Annotated in this window: 17 protein-coding genes; 6 read left to right on the top strand and 11 right to left on the bottom strand. The window is 44.3% G+C overall.

Annotation, left to right across the window (positions count from 1 at the left end; all coding sequences use genetic code 11):
- Positions 1-351 precede the first annotated feature (351 nt).
- The gene (locus R7P36_RS05445; protein WP_005373876.1) at positions 352-618 is read left to right on the top strand and encodes a hypothetical protein; all 267 of its coding nucleotides are present in this window, start codon (positions 352-354) and stop codon (positions 616-618) included.
- Positions 619-1,013: 395 nt separating this feature from the next.
- Positions 1,014-1,877: a hypothetical protein gene (locus tag R7P36_RS05440; protein WP_017819798.1), complete on the top strand. Its 864-nt coding sequence runs from the start codon at positions 1,014-1,016 to the stop codon at positions 1,875-1,877.
- A 483-nt stretch (positions 1,878-2,360) separates the two neighbouring features.
- Here the strand turns inward: R7P36_RS05440 and R7P36_RS05435 are convergent, their stop codons facing one another.
- The 9 genes from R7P36_RS05435 to R7P36_RS05395 form a co-directional block, all read right to left on the bottom strand.
- A complete protein-coding gene (locus R7P36_RS05435; protein ID WP_017819800.1) occupies positions 2,361-5,462 on the bottom strand; it encodes an efflux RND transporter permease subunit in 3,102 nt (1,033 codons plus the stop codon).
- Positions 5,459-6,787 (bottom strand): efflux RND transporter periplasmic adaptor subunit, encoded by a 1,329-nt coding sequence (locus tag R7P36_RS05430; RefSeq protein ID WP_017633564.1) that lies wholly within the window; start codon positions 6,785-6,787, stop codon positions 5,459-5,461. The genes R7P36_RS05435 and R7P36_RS05430 overlap by 4 nt, the downstream gene beginning before the upstream one ends.
- Positions 6,774-7,430, bottom strand: a complete 657-nt coding sequence (locus tag R7P36_RS05425) for a TetR/AcrR family transcriptional regulator (RefSeq protein WP_021707693.1) — start codon at positions 7,428-7,430, stop codon at positions 6,774-6,776. Before R7P36_RS05425 ends, R7P36_RS05430 begins: the two co-directional genes overlap by 14 nt.
- 192 nt (positions 7,431-7,622) lie before the next feature.
- The gene (locus R7P36_RS05420; protein ID WP_017819801.1) at positions 7,623-8,282 is read right to left on the bottom strand and encodes an HAD family hydrolase; all 660 of its coding nucleotides are present in this window, start codon (positions 8,280-8,282) and stop codon (positions 7,623-7,625) included.
- Positions 8,283-8,284: 2 nt separating this feature from the next.
- A complete protein-coding gene (locus R7P36_RS05415; RefSeq protein WP_005373862.1) occupies positions 8,285-9,304 on the bottom strand; it encodes an ABC transporter ATP-binding protein in 1,020 nt (339 codons plus the stop codon).
- The gene (locus R7P36_RS05410; RefSeq protein ID WP_064369404.1) at positions 9,301-10,089 is read right to left on the bottom strand and encodes an ABC transporter permease; all 789 of its coding nucleotides are present in this window, start codon (positions 10,087-10,089) and stop codon (positions 9,301-9,303) included. The genes R7P36_RS05415 and R7P36_RS05410 overlap by 4 nt, the downstream gene beginning before the upstream one ends.
- A 2-nt stretch (positions 10,090-10,091) precedes the next feature.
- The gene (locus tag R7P36_RS05405) at positions 10,092-10,982 is read right to left on the bottom strand and encodes an ABC transporter permease (RefSeq protein ID WP_047102769.1); all 891 of its coding nucleotides are present in this window, start codon (positions 10,980-10,982) and stop codon (positions 10,092-10,094) included.
- Entirely contained in the window at positions 10,979-11,803 is an 825-nt protein-coding gene (locus tag R7P36_RS05400) for an alkaline phosphatase family protein (protein ID WP_005373854.1), read from the bottom strand. Before R7P36_RS05400 ends, R7P36_RS05405 begins: the two co-directional genes overlap by 4 nt.
- 12 nt (positions 11,804-11,815) lie before the next feature.
- A complete protein-coding gene (locus R7P36_RS05395) occupies positions 11,816-12,883 on the bottom strand; it encodes an ABC transporter substrate-binding protein (RefSeq protein WP_005373851.1) in 1,068 nt (355 codons plus the stop codon).
- 210 nt (positions 12,884-13,093) lie between these two features.
- Here R7P36_RS05395 and R7P36_RS05390 point away from each other — a divergent pair, with 210 nt between their 5' ends.
- Positions 13,094-13,822 carry a UTRA domain-containing protein gene (locus tag R7P36_RS05390; protein ID WP_085569182.1) on the top strand — a complete coding sequence of 243 codons (729 nt, stop codon included), beginning with the start codon at positions 13,094-13,096 and terminating at the stop codon, positions 13,820-13,822.
- Positions 13,823-13,884: 62 nt separating this feature from the next.
- Here the strand turns inward: R7P36_RS05390 and R7P36_RS05385 are convergent, their stop codons facing one another.
- Complete coding sequence (locus R7P36_RS05385; RefSeq protein ID WP_005373846.1) at positions 13,885-15,471, bottom strand: BCCT family transporter; 1,587 nt, start codon at positions 15,469-15,471, stop codon at positions 13,885-13,887.
- Positions 15,472-15,774: 303 nt separating this feature from the next.
- On the opposite strand from R7P36_RS05385, the gene R7P36_RS05380 reads away from it, so the two are divergent.
- Complete coding sequence (locus R7P36_RS05380; protein WP_213899233.1) at positions 15,775-18,183, top strand: beta-mannosidase; 2,409 nt, start codon at positions 15,775-15,777, stop codon at positions 18,181-18,183.
- Between the two features lie 101 nt (positions 18,184-18,284).
- On the opposite strand, the gene R7P36_RS05375 is transcribed toward R7P36_RS05380, so the two are convergent.
- Entirely contained in the window at positions 18,285-18,539 is a 255-nt protein-coding gene (locus R7P36_RS05375) for a hypothetical protein (protein WP_086047535.1), read from the bottom strand.
- 166 nt (positions 18,540-18,705) lie between these two features.
- On the opposite strand from R7P36_RS05375, the gene R7P36_RS05370 reads away from it, so the two are divergent.
- Both R7P36_RS05370 and R7P36_RS05365 read left to right on the top strand, forming a co-directional pair.
- The gene (locus R7P36_RS05370; protein WP_054576155.1) at positions 18,706-19,071 is read left to right on the top strand and encodes a DUF6559 family protein; all 366 of its coding nucleotides are present in this window, start codon (positions 18,706-18,708) and stop codon (positions 19,069-19,071) included.
- A 137-nt stretch (positions 19,072-19,208) separates the two neighbouring features.
- The gene (locus R7P36_RS05365; RefSeq protein WP_047102765.1) at positions 19,209-20,243 is read left to right on the top strand and encodes an ABC transporter substrate-binding protein; all 1,035 of its coding nucleotides are present in this window, start codon (positions 19,209-19,211) and stop codon (positions 20,241-20,243) included.
- Positions 20,244-20,263 lie beyond the last annotated feature (20 nt).

The following is a 20,263-nucleotide window of genomic DNA, read 5'->3' as shown; positions in this document are numbered from 1 at the left end:
TGGCGCTGGACTAAACAAAGGCCCCCTTTTAGGGGGCTCACACAAAGCCACCTTCTTTAGAAGGTGGTAATTTACTTCCGCATTTTGATTCAAAGTGATTTTTTAGTGGGCAGTTACGTAGTTATCTGATGAGAAAACTGCCTGACAAAGTATTTCTAATGTGTATGTTTCTAATGTTTTAAATTCGTATGGTTAATTTGACACTTGGTTAGCGAAATTTACCAGACGAAGATAACGTTGAACATGAGGGTTTGTTTAAGTTGTTGAAAAATAACAAAATAAAAGTTGGCATCGTATGTGCAATATATAAGTTGTAATTAAAATTAACTGCTAATCCTCAAGGAGCTTATTATGAAAAGCGTATTTCTATCTACTCTAAGTCTTATTGCTGTAATGTCATCACCGATCGCTGCTGCTAACACTTTAGACAAAGAGGAGTGGAGCTCAGATTTACGTCAGGACTTTTCTGAGATGAAACATGAAGCTATAGCAGATATTCAGCAAATGAACATGGATGCCATTCACGCACGTGATGAGCGTATCGTGAAAAACATTAAAGATGAGCAAGAACAGTTAGTAAAGGTAACGTGCCACAAAGAGAAAGCAAGCAAGTCATAAACGCCGATAAAAGAGACTAACAGACGAAAATGAATCCAATACGAGTTCGGTGTTAGTTAGCAGTAAGCACTGACCTTGTTGCTCTACTTGCCAGCCTTTTAAGGCTGGCTTTTTTGTTTCTCATTTCATGGGTAGGGATCAGATCCTCAAGCTCATTATCAATAGTTGGCGTGTTTGATGAGCTATTGCTGGATGGAGCGGATGTAACTTTTAAAAGTGTAGATTTCAGTAAAGTGGAGGTGATGTTAGATATTTAAAATTTAGAAAAGATCCGATCTCCTTTTTGACCTTCATAATACCTTAGTATGTGGCTTACCTTTACTTGAATTAGAACTCATATTGCAGGCTCTCGTTTAAAGGTATTGATGCATATTTGAAGAATAAGAGATAGACATATGAGTTTTATTAAAATGTGTAAAGATGGTTTTAGAGGGAAACCAGATTTTGCACACTTGTTACATAATGTATTCCAGATAGATGACTTAGTACTATCATTTGAATGTCCGAACAATATATATGAAGGTCATGTATACCAAGATTTTATTGAATTACAACGATTCAATATTGATTCAAAAGTAGAGCGGCATGAAAAGTTTATAAAATTGGCCACGATTTATTTCTCTTTTCAAAATAAAATAATAAATCCACTATTACCAATCAATAAACAAGGTGGCTTATATATTCGGTTAAGGATTAAATCTTCAGATAAATATATTACTAGTGTTAATCAACTATCTTCATTTATAGAGAACGAGTACGTGGGTTTTTATCATGCTGTAGAGTCACCTGACGGCTCTCGAAAAGGTGATCATACAGAGTTGATGAATGATGCCATTGCGTATGCAAATCATCGTTGGGGAATGGACCCGATAAACGAAGAAAAAAAGAGAGCGAAAGAAGAGTTCCTTGTAGGAGAGTTTCTTCGTGGTTACCCTCCAATCAAATGCCAAGATATCAAGATTGGTGAAAATACATTTTCAAAATATGTAGAAGGAAATTTGGAGTATAAAAAAGACTATCGAAGAGTGTACAATTTGCCTATCAAAAATGAGTTTTACTTTAGTATTGAATTTTTATATGAAATCGAGCCTATGTTTGCTCAAAAAAAGTTTTTAGATTGGGTAAGACACGCGGATGAAATCTTTGAAAAAAATGTTTTAGAGTTGCTAGCACTGTCTCCGCTTATTGATTCGCATACTACCTCCAAATCCGAAAGGTTGGCAAAAAAAGTTGATCCAGAGCGTTCATACTTAACTTAAAGAAAAAAGCCCGCGAAGAATGCTTTCACGGGCGAAAAAAGGGCACCAAATTGGGTGTCTATTCATTTTGGAGGTGGTCGAACGTCCATATAAAACTGACAATAGGCTTGGTGAGAGGCTTACCACCAGCGCGACCAACGAGGCTAAAGTTAACATTGTTGTAATCATTGTTAAAATGTTAATTCTTCAATCAATGTTTTCATTATCGCGAGTTTAAATTGTGAATGTGTTGCCTACGTGTATTTTTACTCTGTGAAATGCCGTTTTTGACAATAAGACATATTATAAATCTTGTGTTGGTTATTTGATTTGGTTATATAAAACTCAACATACTTAATCCTTAACTGTTCATATTCACACTTAATGAGATACAATAACCCTCTGTTTGTTAAGTGATTGTGTGTTTTTTTAACGTATTGGTATCGAACAAAAAGCGACCTAAGCCGCTCTTGTTCATTTTGATAAATGTACTTATCAGTCGTTTTAGATTTCTTCGTGTTTATGGACTAGGCCGAAGTCAGCTAAAATGGCATACGCGGCAGGGATCATAAACAACACCAGCAGAGTGGATGCGAAAATACCAAACACGATGGATATAACCAGTGGTTGGATAACCTGTGCTTGCAAACTGGTTTCAGTCAGCAACGGAAGCAAACCTGCTGCAGTGGTCATTGATGTTAGGAATACTGCTCTAAAGCGTTCCCGACTGGCTTTGACTACCGAGTCATGCACATTATCCCCTTCATCCACATGATGGCGTATGTACTGAACTAACAGAATCGAGTCATTCACCACAATCCCTGCTAATGAGACGAAGCCCATCATACTTGGCATACTTAATGAGTGACCGAGTAGGATGTGTCCCCATACCACGCCAATAAAAGCGAGGGGAATCGCAAGCATGACGACGAATGGTTCCAAATAACTGCGGAATTGGTAACTCAGAATCGCAAACACGCCAAACAAACCAAGCAAGAAGCCTTTACCCATTGATGCGCCAGTTTCAGCGGTATCTTTGGCTTCACCTTCAAAATCGAAGCGAAGACCGGGATACTTTTGCATAAGCTTTGGCGCTTCATCCTGTTGGAACTGACGAATAATGGCGGTTGAGTTGGCTTTCGTATTGTCGATATCGCCGAATACGCTCACAGTCCTCAAGCCATCAATGCGCTGGATTCTTACGTAATTACGTTGGAAATCCAAAGTCGCAATGGTTGCGAGGGGGATTTGACTGCCATCGGACAAGATAATCGGAAAGTTTGCCAATTGCTGTAAGTCACCGGCTTGTGCTTTATCGAGGCGAACTTCGATTGAAATGTTTTCTACCCCAACTTGGATCTCGTCTGCGGTTTGGCCAAAGAAAGCTGCACGCAATTGATTGGCGATGAGTTGGCCGTTAATCCCGTAAGCTTCTGCGCCCGGACGCAGTTTTACCAAGACTTCTTCTTTACCCATACGCATGTCATCCAACACGCCATGGACACCGTCAAACTCATTTAAGTATTGTTGAATGTCGATAGAGGCGGCTTTGAGCGCATCCAGTTCATCATGCTTCGCTCGAATTTCGATCGCTCGTCCACCCGGCCCCATGGTCGGTTGTTTAAATACCAGCGAGATAGGATCGGCAAGTTCACCAATGTCTTCACGCCATGCATCGATAAATTCATCGATGAGTGTGTTACGACTCTCTGCACCCAGCAAATCCAGACGTACCGTGGCAATGTGAGGGCCAGATTCATTCGCGTCGGCGTTAGCGTTGAATTGACTGGTGATGTGTAGAACCAATGGATTGCCGTCTTCCACTTTCTCTGTCCATTCTTTATCTAGCTTTTGAGCGGAAGCGACGATCTTATCGACGACAGCTTCCGTTTGAGACAGAGAAGAACCCGGAGGAAGAATAATACGCGTTTCTGCAATGTCGCCATCCAATTCAGGGAAGGGTTGGAACTTGAGTAAACCACCTACTAACGTGGCCGCGGAGATAAGAAGCAAGGCAACCACGCCACCCATAAAGGCATAGCGATACTCGACCACTTTATCTACTGCGTTGACCAAGGTGGTGTTGCGGAAGTTTTCAAAAGAAGCGAGCAGCTTTTGTTTGAACTTCGGTGTTGTTCGCTCTTGCTTTTGTTTATGTAGCGAATGAGAAAGGTGGTTAGGTAGGATCAAGAAGGCTTCCACCAAACTCAAACTCAAAACGAGGATCAGAACTTGAGGAACTGCTTTAAGTACCGCACCCATTTCACCTTGCAGGAATAACAAGCTACCAAAAATACACACCGTAGTTAGGAAGGAAGAAATTACCCCTGGCAGTACCTTTTTCACTCCTTTGATAACGGCATCATCGATCTCTTCTCCTCGGTCGAGGTGAGCGGCAATCGATTCGGCAATAACGATGGCATCATCCATCATGATACCGATGGCCATGAGTAACCCGACCAAAGACATGATGTTGATGGACAGGCCAAGTTGCGCCATCAAAAATAACCCACCTAAGAAGGCTACGGGCAAACCAGCTGCGACCCAAAAAGAGTAGCGAAAACTAAAGAACAACCACATGGTGGCGAAAACCAGAATGATACCTTGCCAACCGTTTTTGACCATCATGGTCAGGCGATCCCAAAGCACAGATGAAAGGTCATTGGTCATTTGTAGCATCACACCGTCTGGCGCGATAGCTTGTTGTTCTTCGACAAATTGAGCAACCCGTTCCTTGATACGCAGTGCGTCATCTTCTTTGTTTTTGCTGACTTTTAGTAGGGCAGAAGGGTGACCATCGAAGAGGACTTTCTGTTCGTCCAATTCAAACCGGTCGGTAATCGTCGCAATATCTCTTAGACGGATGATTGAGCCATTTGTACCAGAGCCCACGACGATAGTCTCAAGCTCTTCCGGCGTCACGCGTCGTTCGTCAAAGCGGATCAGAAAGTTCTTATCTGGCGTTTCGACATTGCCACTTGGCAACTTGACGTTTTGACGACCAATCTGGTCCGCAATATCACCAACACTCAAACCAAGTTGTCGGATAGCTTGAGTGTCTAACTCTACTCGGTATTGGTGGTCAGAGAAGCCAGCAACTTCAACCAAAGAGACATCGTAATCGATTTTTAACGTGCGTTTAAGCTGTTCGGCATACGCTTTTAGCTCTGGCCATGTGGTATCTGCGGTGATCGCGACATCCACAACTGGCTCGTTCCAATCGAGCTCTTGGACCACAGGAGATTCAATCTCTTGTGGGAAGTCGTTTATCGAGTTGATCTGGGTTTGAACATCAACCAACATGCGCCCAATGTCGGCTTCTTCATTCAGTTTTAAGATAAGACGCGCAGAGCCTTCTATCGCTTCACATTGCGTTTCTTCAATGTTAGCAAGGCCATCAACAGCATCTTCCATTCGGACACAGATACTCTCTTCGACTTCTTGCGGGGAAGCTCCTGGGTAGACTACACCAGCTAGGATGTAGGGCGGATCAAACTCAGGAAAAGTTTCACGCTTAATCGTGGAAAGTGAAGAAATCCCCAATATCAGCAGCGTTAGCATCAGCAAGTTGGCTGCTGTTGGATGCTTGGCGAAGAATCGGATCATGAATCAGACTCCTCAATAGTGGCTTCTGACTGTTCAGGTGACTCTTTCAATAGCATGCCGTTAATTGCGGGCAGCAAATCGTTGATGATCAGCTTCTGACCTTGCTCTAGTTCACCATCGATCACCACTTGGTTATTGCGGCGATATAACACTTCAACCGTGACGACTTGCAGACGGTTGTCATCTCCCATCAGGTAAATCTTATCGCCATGAAGCGCACGCTCTGGGATGACCCAACTCGGGTTCTCTTGTCCCTCAATCAAGGCACGCACAAACATGCCGTTCACCAATGGAGGCGCAGACGTTGGGTTTAATGCACGGTAGTCTTGTTCAATTTCCAGAATCACACCGGCAGTCGCTTGGCTTGGATCAACCGTTTCACTGATGCGTGCAACTTTCGCAGGCCAGCTTGCAGAGAGGTTACCGCTGCTGAGTTCAATGTTGGCATGAATCGCATTCATATCAGGTTGTGGAATACCAGATTCATCGCGGACAAACTCACCGATGCTCGCCGCCAAAGTTTGCATGTCATGAATGGATAGTTGAGCTTCCACTTCCATGACATCAATACCATGTCCTGTCACCATGGTTTGTTGGAGGTTAACCACTTGCTTTTTCTCAATTTCTACGTCAGCAATACGCAAATCGTAAGGAAGCGTGATGATGGTTTTATCAAGCGAGCGTTCGGCCTCATCCACTTTTGATGCATTAACTTTAACTAGGGCTTCCGCGACTCGTTTCTCATCCGGCATCAAACCAATTTGATTTTCAATATCCAGCACTAATTTACGTTGAGAGAGCGCGCTTTGCTCTTGCTGATCTACATCCGATTGCGAGGTTAGGCCTTTTTTACGTAGGTTTTGTTTACGGTCTAACTCTTTGTTGGCGATAACCAGACGGTTGGCTTCTATCTTGAGTGTGCTTTTGAGATTCGCTTCTTCTTGGTTCAGCTTAGCCAGAGAGGTTTGAGCAGATTTGAGATCGGCTTGAGCTTGAACCAGTTTCAGTTCGTAATCGAGTGGGTCGATTCGCAAGATTTCTGTCCCTGCTTGCAACACTTGTCCTTTTTCCAGCTGCGGATGGCGGTAGACCACTTTCCCCGTCACTTCGGCTATCGCTTTCCATTCCACTTTTGGGGCGATCTTGCCAAACCCTATGGCTACTGGAGCAATGGCTTTGAGCTCAAGTGGAATCGTCTCGACCAACCGTGCACGATCTCCAGCGGGTTTTACGGGCAAATCTGGTTTGAGGCTAATCGCCAAAAACAGAATGACGACCCCCACCGCAAGAGCAGGAAAGAACAGCAGCTTTTTATTTATCTTCATATTGGTCGCCCGAGTCTAAAAATCCATGTTTCATCAGTTGTATGTTGTGTTCGAATAATCGGTTCAAGAAGGCTTCAGAAAGTTCAATGCCATGAATGGCGAGCAGTGCTGGTGGTGCCATAAAAGGAAATACCATCAAGCTGATGTAAGAGACGCGACAAAGTTGAGGGTCGGCGTCTTTTCGTAAAACGCCACTGTCGATCAACTTATCAAAGATCACACCTTGCATTGGCTTACTGATATCTGCGAAGACTTTTTCGAGCAGTTTGCGTTGGGTTTCCGATGGGGGCATATTCATAACTTGGGCAACTAAGCGTGGGAACTGTGGTACCTTGATCATTTCGCGGTAGTAGGTGCGCATTAGATCGAGAAAGTTTTGCTCGTTACTGTTGGATACCAACGTCTGCATCTGCTTTTGCATCGGTGACAGTGTTTCGCGCAACATGGTCTCGAACAAGCCTTCTTTGTTGCCAAAGTAGTAACGAATCATCGCCACGTTCACGCCTGCTTTCTGCGCGACTAGGCGAGTAGAGACCTTGTCATAAGCCATAATGGTGAAGAGTTCGCGCGCGTGGAAAATCAGTTTTTCCCTTGCGTCGATATTATCTGTGGGTCTTCCCGCCCTTCGATGCGCTTCCGTCACAATCTTCTCTCAAAATATTAAACATTTGATTAATTATAAGACGCTGATTTCTCATGCGACATGTGAAAAATTAATCAGTATTTAATCAAGTGATTAATTTGTGAAGAAGAGAAGTAAAAAAGAGCAGAAAGAACTGCTCTTTGAACAAATAGAAAAGTATTTACTTAGGAAGAACGGTCTTGTGAGGCTATATCACCCCCAACTTAACACACTCCAATTCGGTCTGTTGGCGTGTTCTTTTAGTTGTGGGCATGGATTTACCAGATAAGCGTAGTTCGCGTATTCACAAAGTGGTAAATCGTTGATTGAATCGGTATAGAAATGGATTTCGGAATAAGGCTCAGGCTGATTTTCTAGCCACTGTTTTAATCGCGTGACTTTGCCTTCACGATAACTCGGGATACCGTCGATTTCAGCAGTATAACGGTTGTTTTTCTCGATTAAATCAATTCCGAGTGCGGTTGGAATATTAAGACGGCGACCAACGGCTTCCACCAAAAAAGTGACGCTGGCAGAGATGATAACCATATCTATACCATCACGAGACAGTTGCTCAATCAGGGTTTTGGCTTGAGGGAACTGTTTAGGCAAAATATGGCTTTCAACACATTCTTCAACCAAGGCGTTTACTTCTTCAATCGGCATGTTTTCTAGTGGCTTCATGGAGAACGCTAGGTAATCTTCCATGTCCATTTTGCCTTCAGAGTACAAGGCCATTAGACGCTGATCTTCCATAATAAATAAAGGATCAGTCGCGATGCCTCTCTCAACCATAAACTCGTTCCAAATCATTGCGCAGTCGCCGTTTATTAGGGTTTCATCCATATCAAAAACATACAAAGGTTTGGACATGTTTAGGCTCTCACTGGTTGAATTTCGTTTAGGTTAAAGAGTAGCTCTAGTTGGCTGCCATTCGCTAGTAAGCGTTCTGAAGAGCGGTTAAGCAAGTCAACAGTGAGCTCACACTCTTCAACGTTCACTTGATAGCGAATAACATTACCTAGAAGCTGGTGGTTGGTGATCGTACCTACTTGTGGCGCTGAGATGTGGCTATCATATTGACGACCTTGCTCTTTTACATATATAGACTCTGGGCGAATCGCTACTTTCCATTCGGTATCAATGTTGAAGAGTTGCTTGGCTTTATTGGCCTCTACAAGGTTGTAGTGCCCCATGAAACCGGCCACAAACTCGTTAGCAGGATGAGTATAAATTTCTTCAGGTGTTCCTGCTTGAACAATTTCCCCTTTACTCATTAGGAAGATACGATCAGACATAATCATCGCCTCTTCTTGGTCATGAGTTACGAAGATAGTGGTGAGATTCATCTCTTTCTGAATGTCTCGGATTTGCTGACGAAGGTGTTTGCGGATTTTGGCATCAAGCGCAGAAAGTGGCTCATCAAGCAATAATATGCGAGGTTTCACCACCAACGCTCGAGCGAGTGCGACACGCTGGCGCTGACCGCCAGAAAGTTGATGCGGATAGTGTTTTTCTTTACCTGCCAGATCCACCAGTTTGATGACTTTAGCCACTTCACGTCGAATATCATCATTCGCAAGCTTTTTCATTTTTAAGCCAAATGCAATGTTGCCTTCGACGGTCATATTGGGAAACAGCGCATACGATTGAAAGACCATCCCAATACCACGCTCTTGCGGGACTTGATGCGTGATATCTTCTCCGTTTACCCAAATCTCGCCTCCATCGACAGGGTTAAGCCCAGCAAGGCTGCGAAGTAGTGTCGATTTACCACAACCGCTAGGGCCCAAAAGCGTAATGAATTCACCTTGCTCGATGTTAAAGTGAATATCCTCAAATACGGTGTTATCACCAAAACGTTTAGTCAGATTTTTCGCTGTTACGTAGCTCATTGTTTGACTCCTCGGCTGAAACGACTTGCCAACCAAGTCAGTAAAAAAATAAATAGGAAGTAGGTCATCACTAAGGCAGACGTAAAGTGGCCGCTCGTCTGACGCATGTTATACAAGTAGATTTGCAGGGTTTCATAACGTGTGCCGACTAAAATATTGGCGAACACAAACTCTCCCAATAGAAATGAAAATGAAAGGAAAAGCGATGCCATCAGTCCTTTTTTGAGGTTAGGTAAAATGACCATCAAAAACGCTTTGGTTGTGCTTGCTCCTAGCAAGTGTGCAGCGTCCATTAAATCGTTAAGGTTAATTGCTTCGAAGCTATTAGAAATCGCACGATACATGAACGGTAACGCGATGGTGAAGTAAGTACCTACTAGAATCCAAGGAGTACCGATAAGGGAGATTTCACTGTCAGCATAAAGTTGAAGCAAGCCGACGGAGGACACCACTGGTGGTACAGCGAATGGTAGCAAAATCAATACGTTCATGAGCTTATCGAGCTTCGGAAAGTAGTAAAACACCACGAATATCGCTGGCAGAACCAGAATCACACTGAGGATTAGCGAAGCAATACAAATAAACAGCGAACGCCCAAACGCTTGCAAAAAGCGTGGGTCGGTCAGCAATTTAACGTACCAATCAAAAGTGAAACCATCTGGAAGCACCGTGGCACCCCAGCGTGATGAAAGCGAATAGACAAAGGTCGCTAAAATCGGGATGAGCATGATCCCAACAATGGAATAAACCACCGTTTTATGGAATCGAGTATTAACGTTGTTCATGACTACTTCCTACCTGCATAGCTTTTCGAAATGAGCCATTGGTTAATCACTGTGATAAAGGCAAGTAACGCCATTAGAATCACCGAAATTGCAGCGGCGAGATTAGGTTCAAGGAACAGGTCTCCCGATACCAGACTCGCAATTCGAATTGTGATGACGTTATAGTTACCGGAGGTCAACGCATAAACACTCGCATATGCGCCAATTGCGTTGGCTATTAAGATAATAAAGGTACCGAATAAGGCTGGTGAGAGCACTGGCAGAGCGATTTTCGCCCAATACTGTGATGTTTTGGCTCCCAGTAGCGCAGCAGCTGCTTGCCAATCATCGCTCAACGCGTCGAACGCAGGGTAGAGCAACAACACCGCCAGCGGGATTTGGAAGTAGATGTAAATGGCCAGCAGACCCCATTTACCATAAAGGTCGAAATCACCGAGTAAGCCATACTGCTTGAGCAAAAGGGTAATCGCCCCATTGGTGCCCAAAATAATGATAAAAGCGAATGACAGAGGTACGCCTGCAAAGTTGCTGCTCATGTTCGTAAACGCAATCACACCGTCGCGGACTTTAGAATCGACTCTGCGTAGAGAAGAGACCAACAGAGTCGCAATGGCTAAGCCAAAAATGCTCGACCATACAGCTAACCACAAACTGTTGCCAAACGCCTGCATCATAAAGGCGGAGTCGAGCACTTCAATGTAGTTATCGAAGGCAAACTCGCCATCGTAGATAAAGCTGTTTAACAGTACCCAAATCATCGGTGCGAGTTGAAATAGGTAGAAAAACAGCGCGAAAGGCACCAACCAAATGGCTGGCTTAAAGCGCTTTAACCAAGTACTTGCCAAATTTGAGCGTGATTCGCTGGAGCTTGGGGAGAGGACTGAACTGCTCATAGTGCTAACAATTCCTGAGTGTATGGCTTCGTGTGGTCAAGGTTTAGCAATTGACAAACGGTGCCACAAATATCAGTTTGCTTAATATGACAATCTTGATGGGTAAACTTATCACCAATGACAAACAGGGGAACTTCTCGTTCTTCAGGTAAAATCCCACCGTGAGAAAGATCGTTGTTCATGCCATGATCGCTGGTCACAATGATTTGATACCCATCAGCAAGCCATTGATCGATGTAGTTGGAAAGAATAATGTCTGCACCTCGCGCACAATTGCGGTATTGGCGAGAGTCTAGGCCAAACTTATGTCCTGTATCGTCGATATTCATCGGATGGATCAATAAGAAATCAGGTTGATAGTTTCGACGTAAATACTCTGCGTCCAGGAACAAGGCTTCATCAGGATAATGATCCCAATGGTAAAAGCAGCCGTGCTGGATATTCAGGGTTTCATCATGCGTGAAACGATCGCGAACAGGTTCAAATGGCGCGCGATTATAAAGCTCACTTACCCAGTGGTAGGCAGCCGCAGCGGTCACTTTTCCTTGGGCTTTTGCCAAACTGAAAATGGAATCGTGTTTGGATAGACGAACGATATTGTTGTTTACGATGCCGCTTTCTACAGGGCGAACGCCCGTTAAAATGCACTCATAAAGTGGGCGAGACATAGAGGGCAGCTCACACTGCACAGGATAAAGCGTTGCGCGAGTTTCTTGTTGGGAACGACTTTGTTCTAGAAGACCATTGAGGTAGCCCATGCAATCACGGGCTACCTGATAGTTCAGTCCATCTAGAACAACAAGGATGACCTTATTGCTCATAACGACTTACTCTTATTGCTGGTGGATTAAGACACTTTCTTGCCATTGACGTGGCAGCTTACGTGCGGACTTTTCCCAAGCTGAGAAGTCAGTCACTGGGTGAACATTGCTGTATTGGTCATTAGCAATTAGCTTGTCTTGCACTGCTTGAGGCAGCGTGATGTTGGTGCGGATTGGACGCGCATAACCTTCTGCTAAGTTGATTTGCCCTTGATCGCTGAAGATGTATTCACGAGCAAGCTTTGCTGCATTAGGGTTCTTCGCGTATTTATTGATTATGGTTGTATAACCAGAAATCACAGAGCCATCTTGAGGAATGCTCACTGTAAAGCGGTCGCGGTCAATTTTGTCGCGGTAGTTCAATGCATTGAAGTCCCACATGATCGCCACTTCCACTTCGCCTTTTTCTAGGTTGGCGATGTTCGGATCGGTAAATGAAAGACGACCTTGCTTCGCGAGTTCAGAAAAGAATTTGAGCGCAGGCTTGAGGTTGGATTCGTCCCCACCGTTGGCGAACGCTGCGGCGAGAACCGCGTTGTTTGCCTGTGCTGCTACGCCTACGTCACCTACGGTCACTTTGTAGTCACCTTTTAATAGGTCATCCCACGTTTTTGGCGCGTCTTTTACGAGGTTATTGTTGGAGATAAAAGAAATAGTGCCAGTGTAAGCAAGTGCCCAATGACCATCTTCGTCTTTTGCCCAATCTGGGATGTCATTCCAAGTTGTTGGTTTATATGGCTGAGTGACGCCTTTTTTTACCGCTACACGTGCGAAGGCAAAGCCTACGTCACCAATGTCTGCGGTCGCGTTTTTCTTCTCAGCTTCGAATTTTGCGATTTCTTGAGCCGAGCTCATATCCGTGTCTTGGTGCTTAAGGTTGTAATTTGACTTTAAATCAGCCCAAGTGTCTTTCCAGTTTGCCCAACTGTCAGGCATACCCACACTGTAAACCGCCCCTTCTTTTTGTGCTGCTGCTACCAAAGATTCAATATCGGCTTCTTTCGCTACTGTTGGCGTAGCGAGCGTTACCGCAATGATTGCCGCTGGTGCGGTAATTGAACGACTTAGCAAAGTTTTCATTGTCTCCATCCTTCTGGACTAGGTCAGTAAGTTCGCTTTGTATGCTATGGATGGAATGTGACGATTTAGCGCAAGTAATTTGACAGTTTTGCTGATTTTATATGGCACTTATATTTCATACGTTCAGTATGTGTTCTGTTGATTAATGTCATATTTTTGTTACGTAAACGCCTTATGTTATTCGTCAAATTATCGTTGGACTAGATCAGAATGAGAGCGACAGGCACCGGACAATTTGGTACTCAATTAGGAAAAATTAGAAGCAGCTTAAAACAGCAGATTCTTTCCGGCATCATGTCGGAAGGACAAAAACTGCCGTCAGAGAGAGAGCTCAGTGAGCTGTTTTCTACAACTCGAATCACTATCAAAGATGCGTTGGTGTCTTTAGAAACTGAAGGTCTTATTTATCGAGAAGAGCGCCGGGGTTGGTATGTATCTCCTGAGCGTATCTGTTACAACCCGTTGTCTCGTTCTCACTTCCATCAGATGATTCGAGAGCAGCATCGTATTGCAGAAACCAAGTTACTCAACGTGCGAAGTGAAATGGCCGCAGGTGAGTATGCCAAATCGTTAGAGGTTGAGCGAATTACCCCAATTTATGTGATTGAACGGTTACGTTTTATTGATGGGCGAGCGGTATTGTTTGTTGAGAACGTGCTCAAAGCGGCACTGTTTGAGGGTATATTGTCTGAGAACCTCACTATGTCCCTGACGGGCATTTATCGTGAGAAGTATGGTTACGAGACAAAGCGCTCTCGTTTTGATGTGATTCCAACGTCAGCTCCTGCTCATGTCGCTAAGGCGTTGAACCTAGCTGAAGGACAACCCGTTCTGAAAATTCGGCGGGTAAACTACAAACAAGATGGCAAATTAATGGACTGCGAATTCGAGTATTGGCGTCCAGACGCAGTGATGATTCGCATTGATAGCGTAGGATAAAGCGCAGAATTAAAAAGAGCCCAATGAAAGGCCCTTTTTCGCATATTGGTTAGAGAGGCGGTTTAAACGAGGCCTTGCTCTTTCGCCATTCTGCTTGCAATGCCGGGTGCTTTCCAAATGCTTGGCAGCAAAATGAAAGACACAGGCACGGCAGTAATTACAATGAAAGACTGCAATGCAGAAATACCACCAGAGCCCATTGAGATAAGCGCAATAGCGACAATACCCATAATCAGACCCCAGAACGAGCGAATCACTGCGTTTGGTTCTGTTGAGCCCGTCATCACTACACTGATTGTGTAAGTCATCGAGTCACCCGTCGTCACGATAAATGTTGTCGTTAAGATCAGGAACAGAACCGAAATGATCATTGGGTAAGGTAATTCACCAGTAATCGCTAGCAGTGCTGCGGGCAAGTTAAAGCCTTCAAACGCAGATGAAATCAAACCAGGGTTATCAAGTTCAAACGCAAGGCCACTGCCACCAACGATACTAAACCAGAAGCAAGTAATCAGCGGTGCCGCGATGCTAATAGACATGATTAATTGGCGAATTGTACGACCACGAGAGATACGAGCAATAAAGATCGCCATCATTGGGCCATAACCGATAAACCAACCCCAGAAGAATACTGTCCACCAGCTTAGCCAGCCTGTATCACCACGGTAAAGTGCCATAGGGAAGAAGTTATCCACCATACGACCAACGCCTTGCACGTAGCCATCAACGATAAAGCTTGTCGGCCCGAAGAACAGGATGTAACCAATTAATAATACAGATAAAATGATGTTGTAACGACTGACGATTTGAATACCCTTGCTCAAACCGCTCAGTGCGGAAAGGGTATACATCAGGATCGCCGCCATAATAACCATGCTTTGCGTTACGAACGTATCTGGCAGGCCAAACAATGAGTTTAGCGCGTAGCTAATTTGTAAACCTAAGAAGCCGATAGGACCGATGGTTCCTGCTGCTACTGCAATGATGCTACATGCGTCAGCAACATCACCAATCCAGCCTTTAATGGCTTTATCACCAAAAACAGGGTAAAGCAGAGTACGCGGCTTAAGAGGCAGGCCTTTATCGTAATGCAAGTGCATTAAGACAATGGAAGATAGACCACCAAGGATCGCCCAAGCTAAGAAGCCCCAGTGCATAAAAGACTGAGATAGGGCATTGATTGCGGCAGTTTTCGGTGAGGCTTCCCCGTATAGAGGCGGAGCAGTCACAAAGTGCGCGATAGGCTCAGCTGCGGCCCAGAACACACCACCACCTGCAAGTAGAGTACAGAGTACGATTGACAACCACTTAAAGTTATCAATATCAGGTTTCGCTAGACCACCTAGGCGCACATAACCAGTGCGACCAAACGCAAGAGCCAAACCAATTAGGAAATTCAGAAGAAGCAGTACTTGCCAGTAAGCTCCGAAATATTTAGTAGCAAAGCCGAAGCCGGTGTTAACCATTGCGGTTAGAGAGTCGGTATTCGTTAGAGCAAGTAAAACGAATAGAGTGAGGAAGCTACCACTTAACCAAAAGACAGGATTGGTGAGTTCGAGGCGCTTGAGTAAAGATGGGGGATGAATAGCAGAATAGTCAGCATCCTGAATAGGCGCTGTGTGGGAGGCGGCATTCGTCATATTTGACATAATTACTTCGCTTTTTAGGGCTATGAAGCCGTGCATTTCCCCTCACATCGTTTCAACGAAAAGTGTGAGGATGTTCAAAAAGCCGATGATGTTAACATGTCGAAGTTGCAAATATAACCTTAGATTTCGATTAATTTTTAACAGGTTAGCCAAGTTGCTGATTTTTGGGTAGAGATCAAAAGAAAGAGTTTTTACGTGAAATGCACCGCATTTCGTATGTAATTAACATTTCCCTTGTTTTTGCATGGGATTGTCAGGATTACATTGAGAAAATATGTTTTTCCCAAGCTAAGGTTTAACTCGATGGCTCACTTCGAACTTAACGGGCAGTGGATGCTTACCTCGCCACAGCGCCCCAATCTTGAAATTCCAATGTTTATTCCGGGCGATAATGTGTCGGCGCTTTTACAAGCAGAGCAGATTCCTGATCCTTATTTTGCCGATAATGAAAACAAAGTTCGATGGACTGAAGAGTGTGAGTGGCATATCTCACGTGAGTTTGACGTCGACGCGTTTACGTTGTCTGCCAAGCAAATTTGGATGACGCTAACTCGTGTCGATACATTGGCAACCTTCTATGTTAATGGTGAGCTAGCACTAACTTGCAGCAACATGTTTACCCAGCAACGTGTGGATATTAAACCGCATTTAAAGCAAGGCACTAACACGATTCGGGTTGAGTTTGCTCGGGCGGATTTAGAAGGTATCGCAAGAGCAAAAAAACTGCCATTTCCTATTCCATCGGCAATGGGCAACAACCAAATTCCACACATGAACTTGATCCGCAAAACACAATGCCATTCCGGATGGGACTGGGGCATTTGCTTGATGGTATCGGGTATTTACGACCCCATTCAAATCGACATTGTGAATGAGCTTTGGCTCAAAGGCTTCTCGACAGAGCAGCAATGGCAAGCCGATGGGAGTGTGTTTCTTGATGTAGTAGTTGAAGTGGAAACGGACAGTCAACGCCATGAAATGATGGTTGAATTTAATGGTGAGCGTCAATGTATTCAAACAAAAGGAAGTGGTCACTATCATTGCCAGTTCCACATTTTGGAGCCTCAACGCTGGTGGCCATCGGGTTATGGCGAAGCGTATCTCTATCCCATTACCATTTCTTGCAGAGAGCAAAAGTTAACGCACAACATTGGTTTGCGTCAGTTAACCCTAAATAACCAAGCTGATGAGCACGGCTCTGCAATGGAATTTATCGTCAATGGCGTACCGATTAATGCTAAAGGTGCCAACTGGATCCCTATTGACGCAATGCCGGGGCGAGAGTACGAAACACGTTATCGCAACCTTTTGCAAAGTGCGGTTGACGCCAACATGAACATGATTCGCGTATGGGGCGGTGGTCAGTACGAGAGTGAAACCTTTTATAACCTTTGTGATGAACTTGGCTTGTTGGTGTGGCAAGACATGATGTTCGCCTGCTCGTTGTACCCATCAAACGACGAGTTTTTAAAAGACGTAGAAGAAGAACTTAGATTCCAAATCCCGAGGCTTAAGAAGCACCCATCAATCGCACTTTGGTGTGGTGACAATGAAGTGATTGGAGCTATTGGTTGGTATGACGAATCTAAGCGCAGCCAAGTCAAATACACGGTTAACTACGATCGCCTCAACCGCATGATTGAGAAGGAGATTACCGAGCAAGATAGCACTCGCCGTTTCTGGCCAAGTTCCCCATGTAATGGTGAACTGGATTTCGGTGATGCGTGGCATGATGATAGTAAAGGCGATATGCACTTTTGGGACGTTTGGCATTCAGGAAAATCATTCAGTGCCTACATTGACGTGAATCCTCGTTTTTGCTCTGAGTTTGGTTTTCAATCTTGGCCATCTTTTGCTGAAGTTAAGCGGTTTGTCCCTGAGCAAGACTGGAATATTACATCCCCAACTTTCGAACAACATCAGAAGAACCCGCGTGGTAATAGTATTATCACAGAGATGTTCACGCGCTATTTTCGTTTTCCCTCTGGATTTGAGAGCATGCTGTATTTAAGTCAAGTTCAGCAGGCAATCGCGATCAAAACTGCATGCGATCATTGGCGTGCCATTTCTCCAGTTTGTCGCGGCATGCTGTACTGGCAACTCAACGATAACTGGCCTGTCAGCTCTTGGTCTAGTTTGGAATACAGTGGTCGATGGAAGCAGTTGCACTACCATGCAAAACGCTTTTTTGCGCCGCAGTATTTGGTATTTTCCGAGCATACAGGCAAGTTGAGCCTACATTTGCTCAATGATGCCAAGGCGCCCGCAAGCGTCAACGCACTGCTCAAGTGGGTAGATTGGCAAGGGAAAGAAAAGCAATGTTGGAGCTTAGAACAAACAGTCATAGCAGACAGCAATACGATTTTGTGGCAATTGGATGAATCGATCGAGAAGGACGAACTTACGTCAGGCTTCTTGTATGTTGAAGCGCAAATCGGTGAAGACAGAATAAGCAACACATGGTTTAGTACTCACGAGCTAAAAACCTTGCCGATAGCGAAAGCCAATATAGGTGTCTCTATTGAAGGGAGGAAAATTACATTGATTGCGGATAAGCCTGCGTTTTTTGTTCATTTGGAGAGTGATGCTGATGGAAGGTTCAGTGACTCTAGTTTTACTCTGTTGGCCAAGGTTCCAATGACGGTTGAGTATTTAGGTGATGATGTTTCAGGTATGCAGCAGTCGTTGAGGGTATGCCACCTTAATGATTAAAGCGGGCATAGAACATCTACATGCTGATAACTAAAAAGGGAGCGTTTGCTCCCTTTTTAGTTACCAAGTATCCGTTATTAAGCTCAGGTTGAGACAGAAGTTTATTTAAGTTTCTGATGGACCCGATAGCTAACGACAAAGCCAATGTAGAATAGTGCAGCAAGAGTAATCACTGCCGTCGCGTACGCCAGCAGGCTGTTTAACCCTAAACCAAAAGCCAAAGTGAAGGCGATACCATGAATGGCTTCCGCAGGGATTCGGTACCAAGCAGAGTGGACGGAAGATCCGAAGAGGATAAAGGTATTAAGTAAGACAATCGTGCCGCCTATAAAGCCGACCCATCTGCTGTTGTTCATGTTGCAGTCTCAGGGGTTACCGAGGTAACGTAACAAAATATTTCAGGATCGTATTATACAACCGATCATCGCGAAAAGCGCTAGAGAAATTTCGCGGATAAAACAGAGTGTTTTAATTCGAACAGAAGAATACGACATAGCCAACTTAATACAGGAATAACAAAACATGTTGAGATTTATACAACGTCGCCGCATTAAGAAAGTGATTAAGCTAATGAGTACCAGATTGATAGTGGGATACGGCAGTCGTGAGTACTTTTCGGTTGGTCAGGTAAAGACGAGCACCAGCGAGTTAAGCTTAAGCGCGTGCCAACAAAAAATTGCGTTGGCGTTGTATGCGAATCCGCAAGATCTTGATTTGGAAAACCAACCAGAATTGCAAGCAATACGCTCAGACGTGGCGCATGATTTCTTTTCTGGTGCCGATTATACCGCTCAAGATGTGCTTAATTTACTCGGCTCTGGTGGCTGGAAAGGCGGTCGAATGGAAGATGGAATGTCTCATCATTTTGGTATGCACAGTCGATATTAAAAACATGCGTTAATTTTATAAATTCGATAAATATTTTTGCTGTTAAAGATTAATTAAATTTTCTTTCAATTGGGTAATAATTACCTAATTATGCACCCGAATCCCAGCGCGTCGCTGGACTGGTTGGATCGCATACCATGAAATTAATCATCAAAGGATTGGGGCTGAGTGCTCTTGTGCTCAGCATGTTTGCTCATGCAGATAGCAAAACGTTGAACGTTTATGCATGGGGTGGCTATTTGCCGGAAGCATCGTTAAAAGCGTTTGAAAAACAAGAAGGCGTTACGATTAATTATTCGACCTTTGAGAATAATGAATCAATGTATACCAAGCTAAAATTGCTAAAAGGTTCTGGTTACGATGTGGTTTTTGCTTCTGCGTACTTCATTGAAAAAATGGGGCGAGAAGGGCTGCTTTCGAAAATAGATCACGCTCAAGTGCCAAACATGCAAGACACAATGGACGGTTTACTTGGCCAAGCGCACGATCCTAAAAATGATTACTCGCTGCCTTATATTTGGGGCATTACCGGGATCAGCTACAACGAATCCATGGTTGAGCAACCAGTGACCAAATGGGCAGACTTATGGGAGTCTCAATACGAACAACAAGTCATGTTGATTGATGACGTCCGCGACGTGTTCGGTATGGCGCTGAAGAAAAATGGCCATAGCGTGAATACAAAAGACGAAGCTGAAATCGAGCAGGCTTTTGATTCTCTAGTAGCGCTGAAAAACAACGTATTACTGTACAACTCAGATGCGCCGCAAGTCCCTTACGTGTCCGGTGAAACATCGGTCGGCATGCAATGGAACGGCAACGCATTCCAAGGACAGGTTGAAATGCCTGAGCTGAAGTTCGTGATGCCGGAAGAGGGCGCGGTATTGTGGATGGACAACTTCACTATTCCGTCTGGCAGTAAAAACAAAGCATTGGCGCATAAATTTATTAACTTCATGTACCAATCAGAGAACCAAGCGGAAATCGTGACCAGTTTGGGTTATGCGTCGGCAACGAACGCTGGGCGTGACAAATTGCCAGAAGAGTTGAAAAATAACCGTACTATTTTCCCTTCATCAGAAGACATGAAAAAAGGCGAGTTTATTAATGATGTTGGCGCAGAAACGTTAGCGATTTACGAAAAGTACTGGCAACGTTTAAGAACGCAATAAGCAACGCCTTTGCCTATTGT

This window comes from Vibrio sp. 397 (genome assembly GCF_033339395.1).
GTDB classification, from domain to species: Bacteria; Pseudomonadota; Gammaproteobacteria; order Enterobacterales; family Vibrionaceae; genus Vibrio; species Vibrio alginolyticus.
The sequence above is the reverse complement of the archived record's forward strand: the minus strand, read 5'-3'. Positions and strand labels throughout refer to the sequence as shown.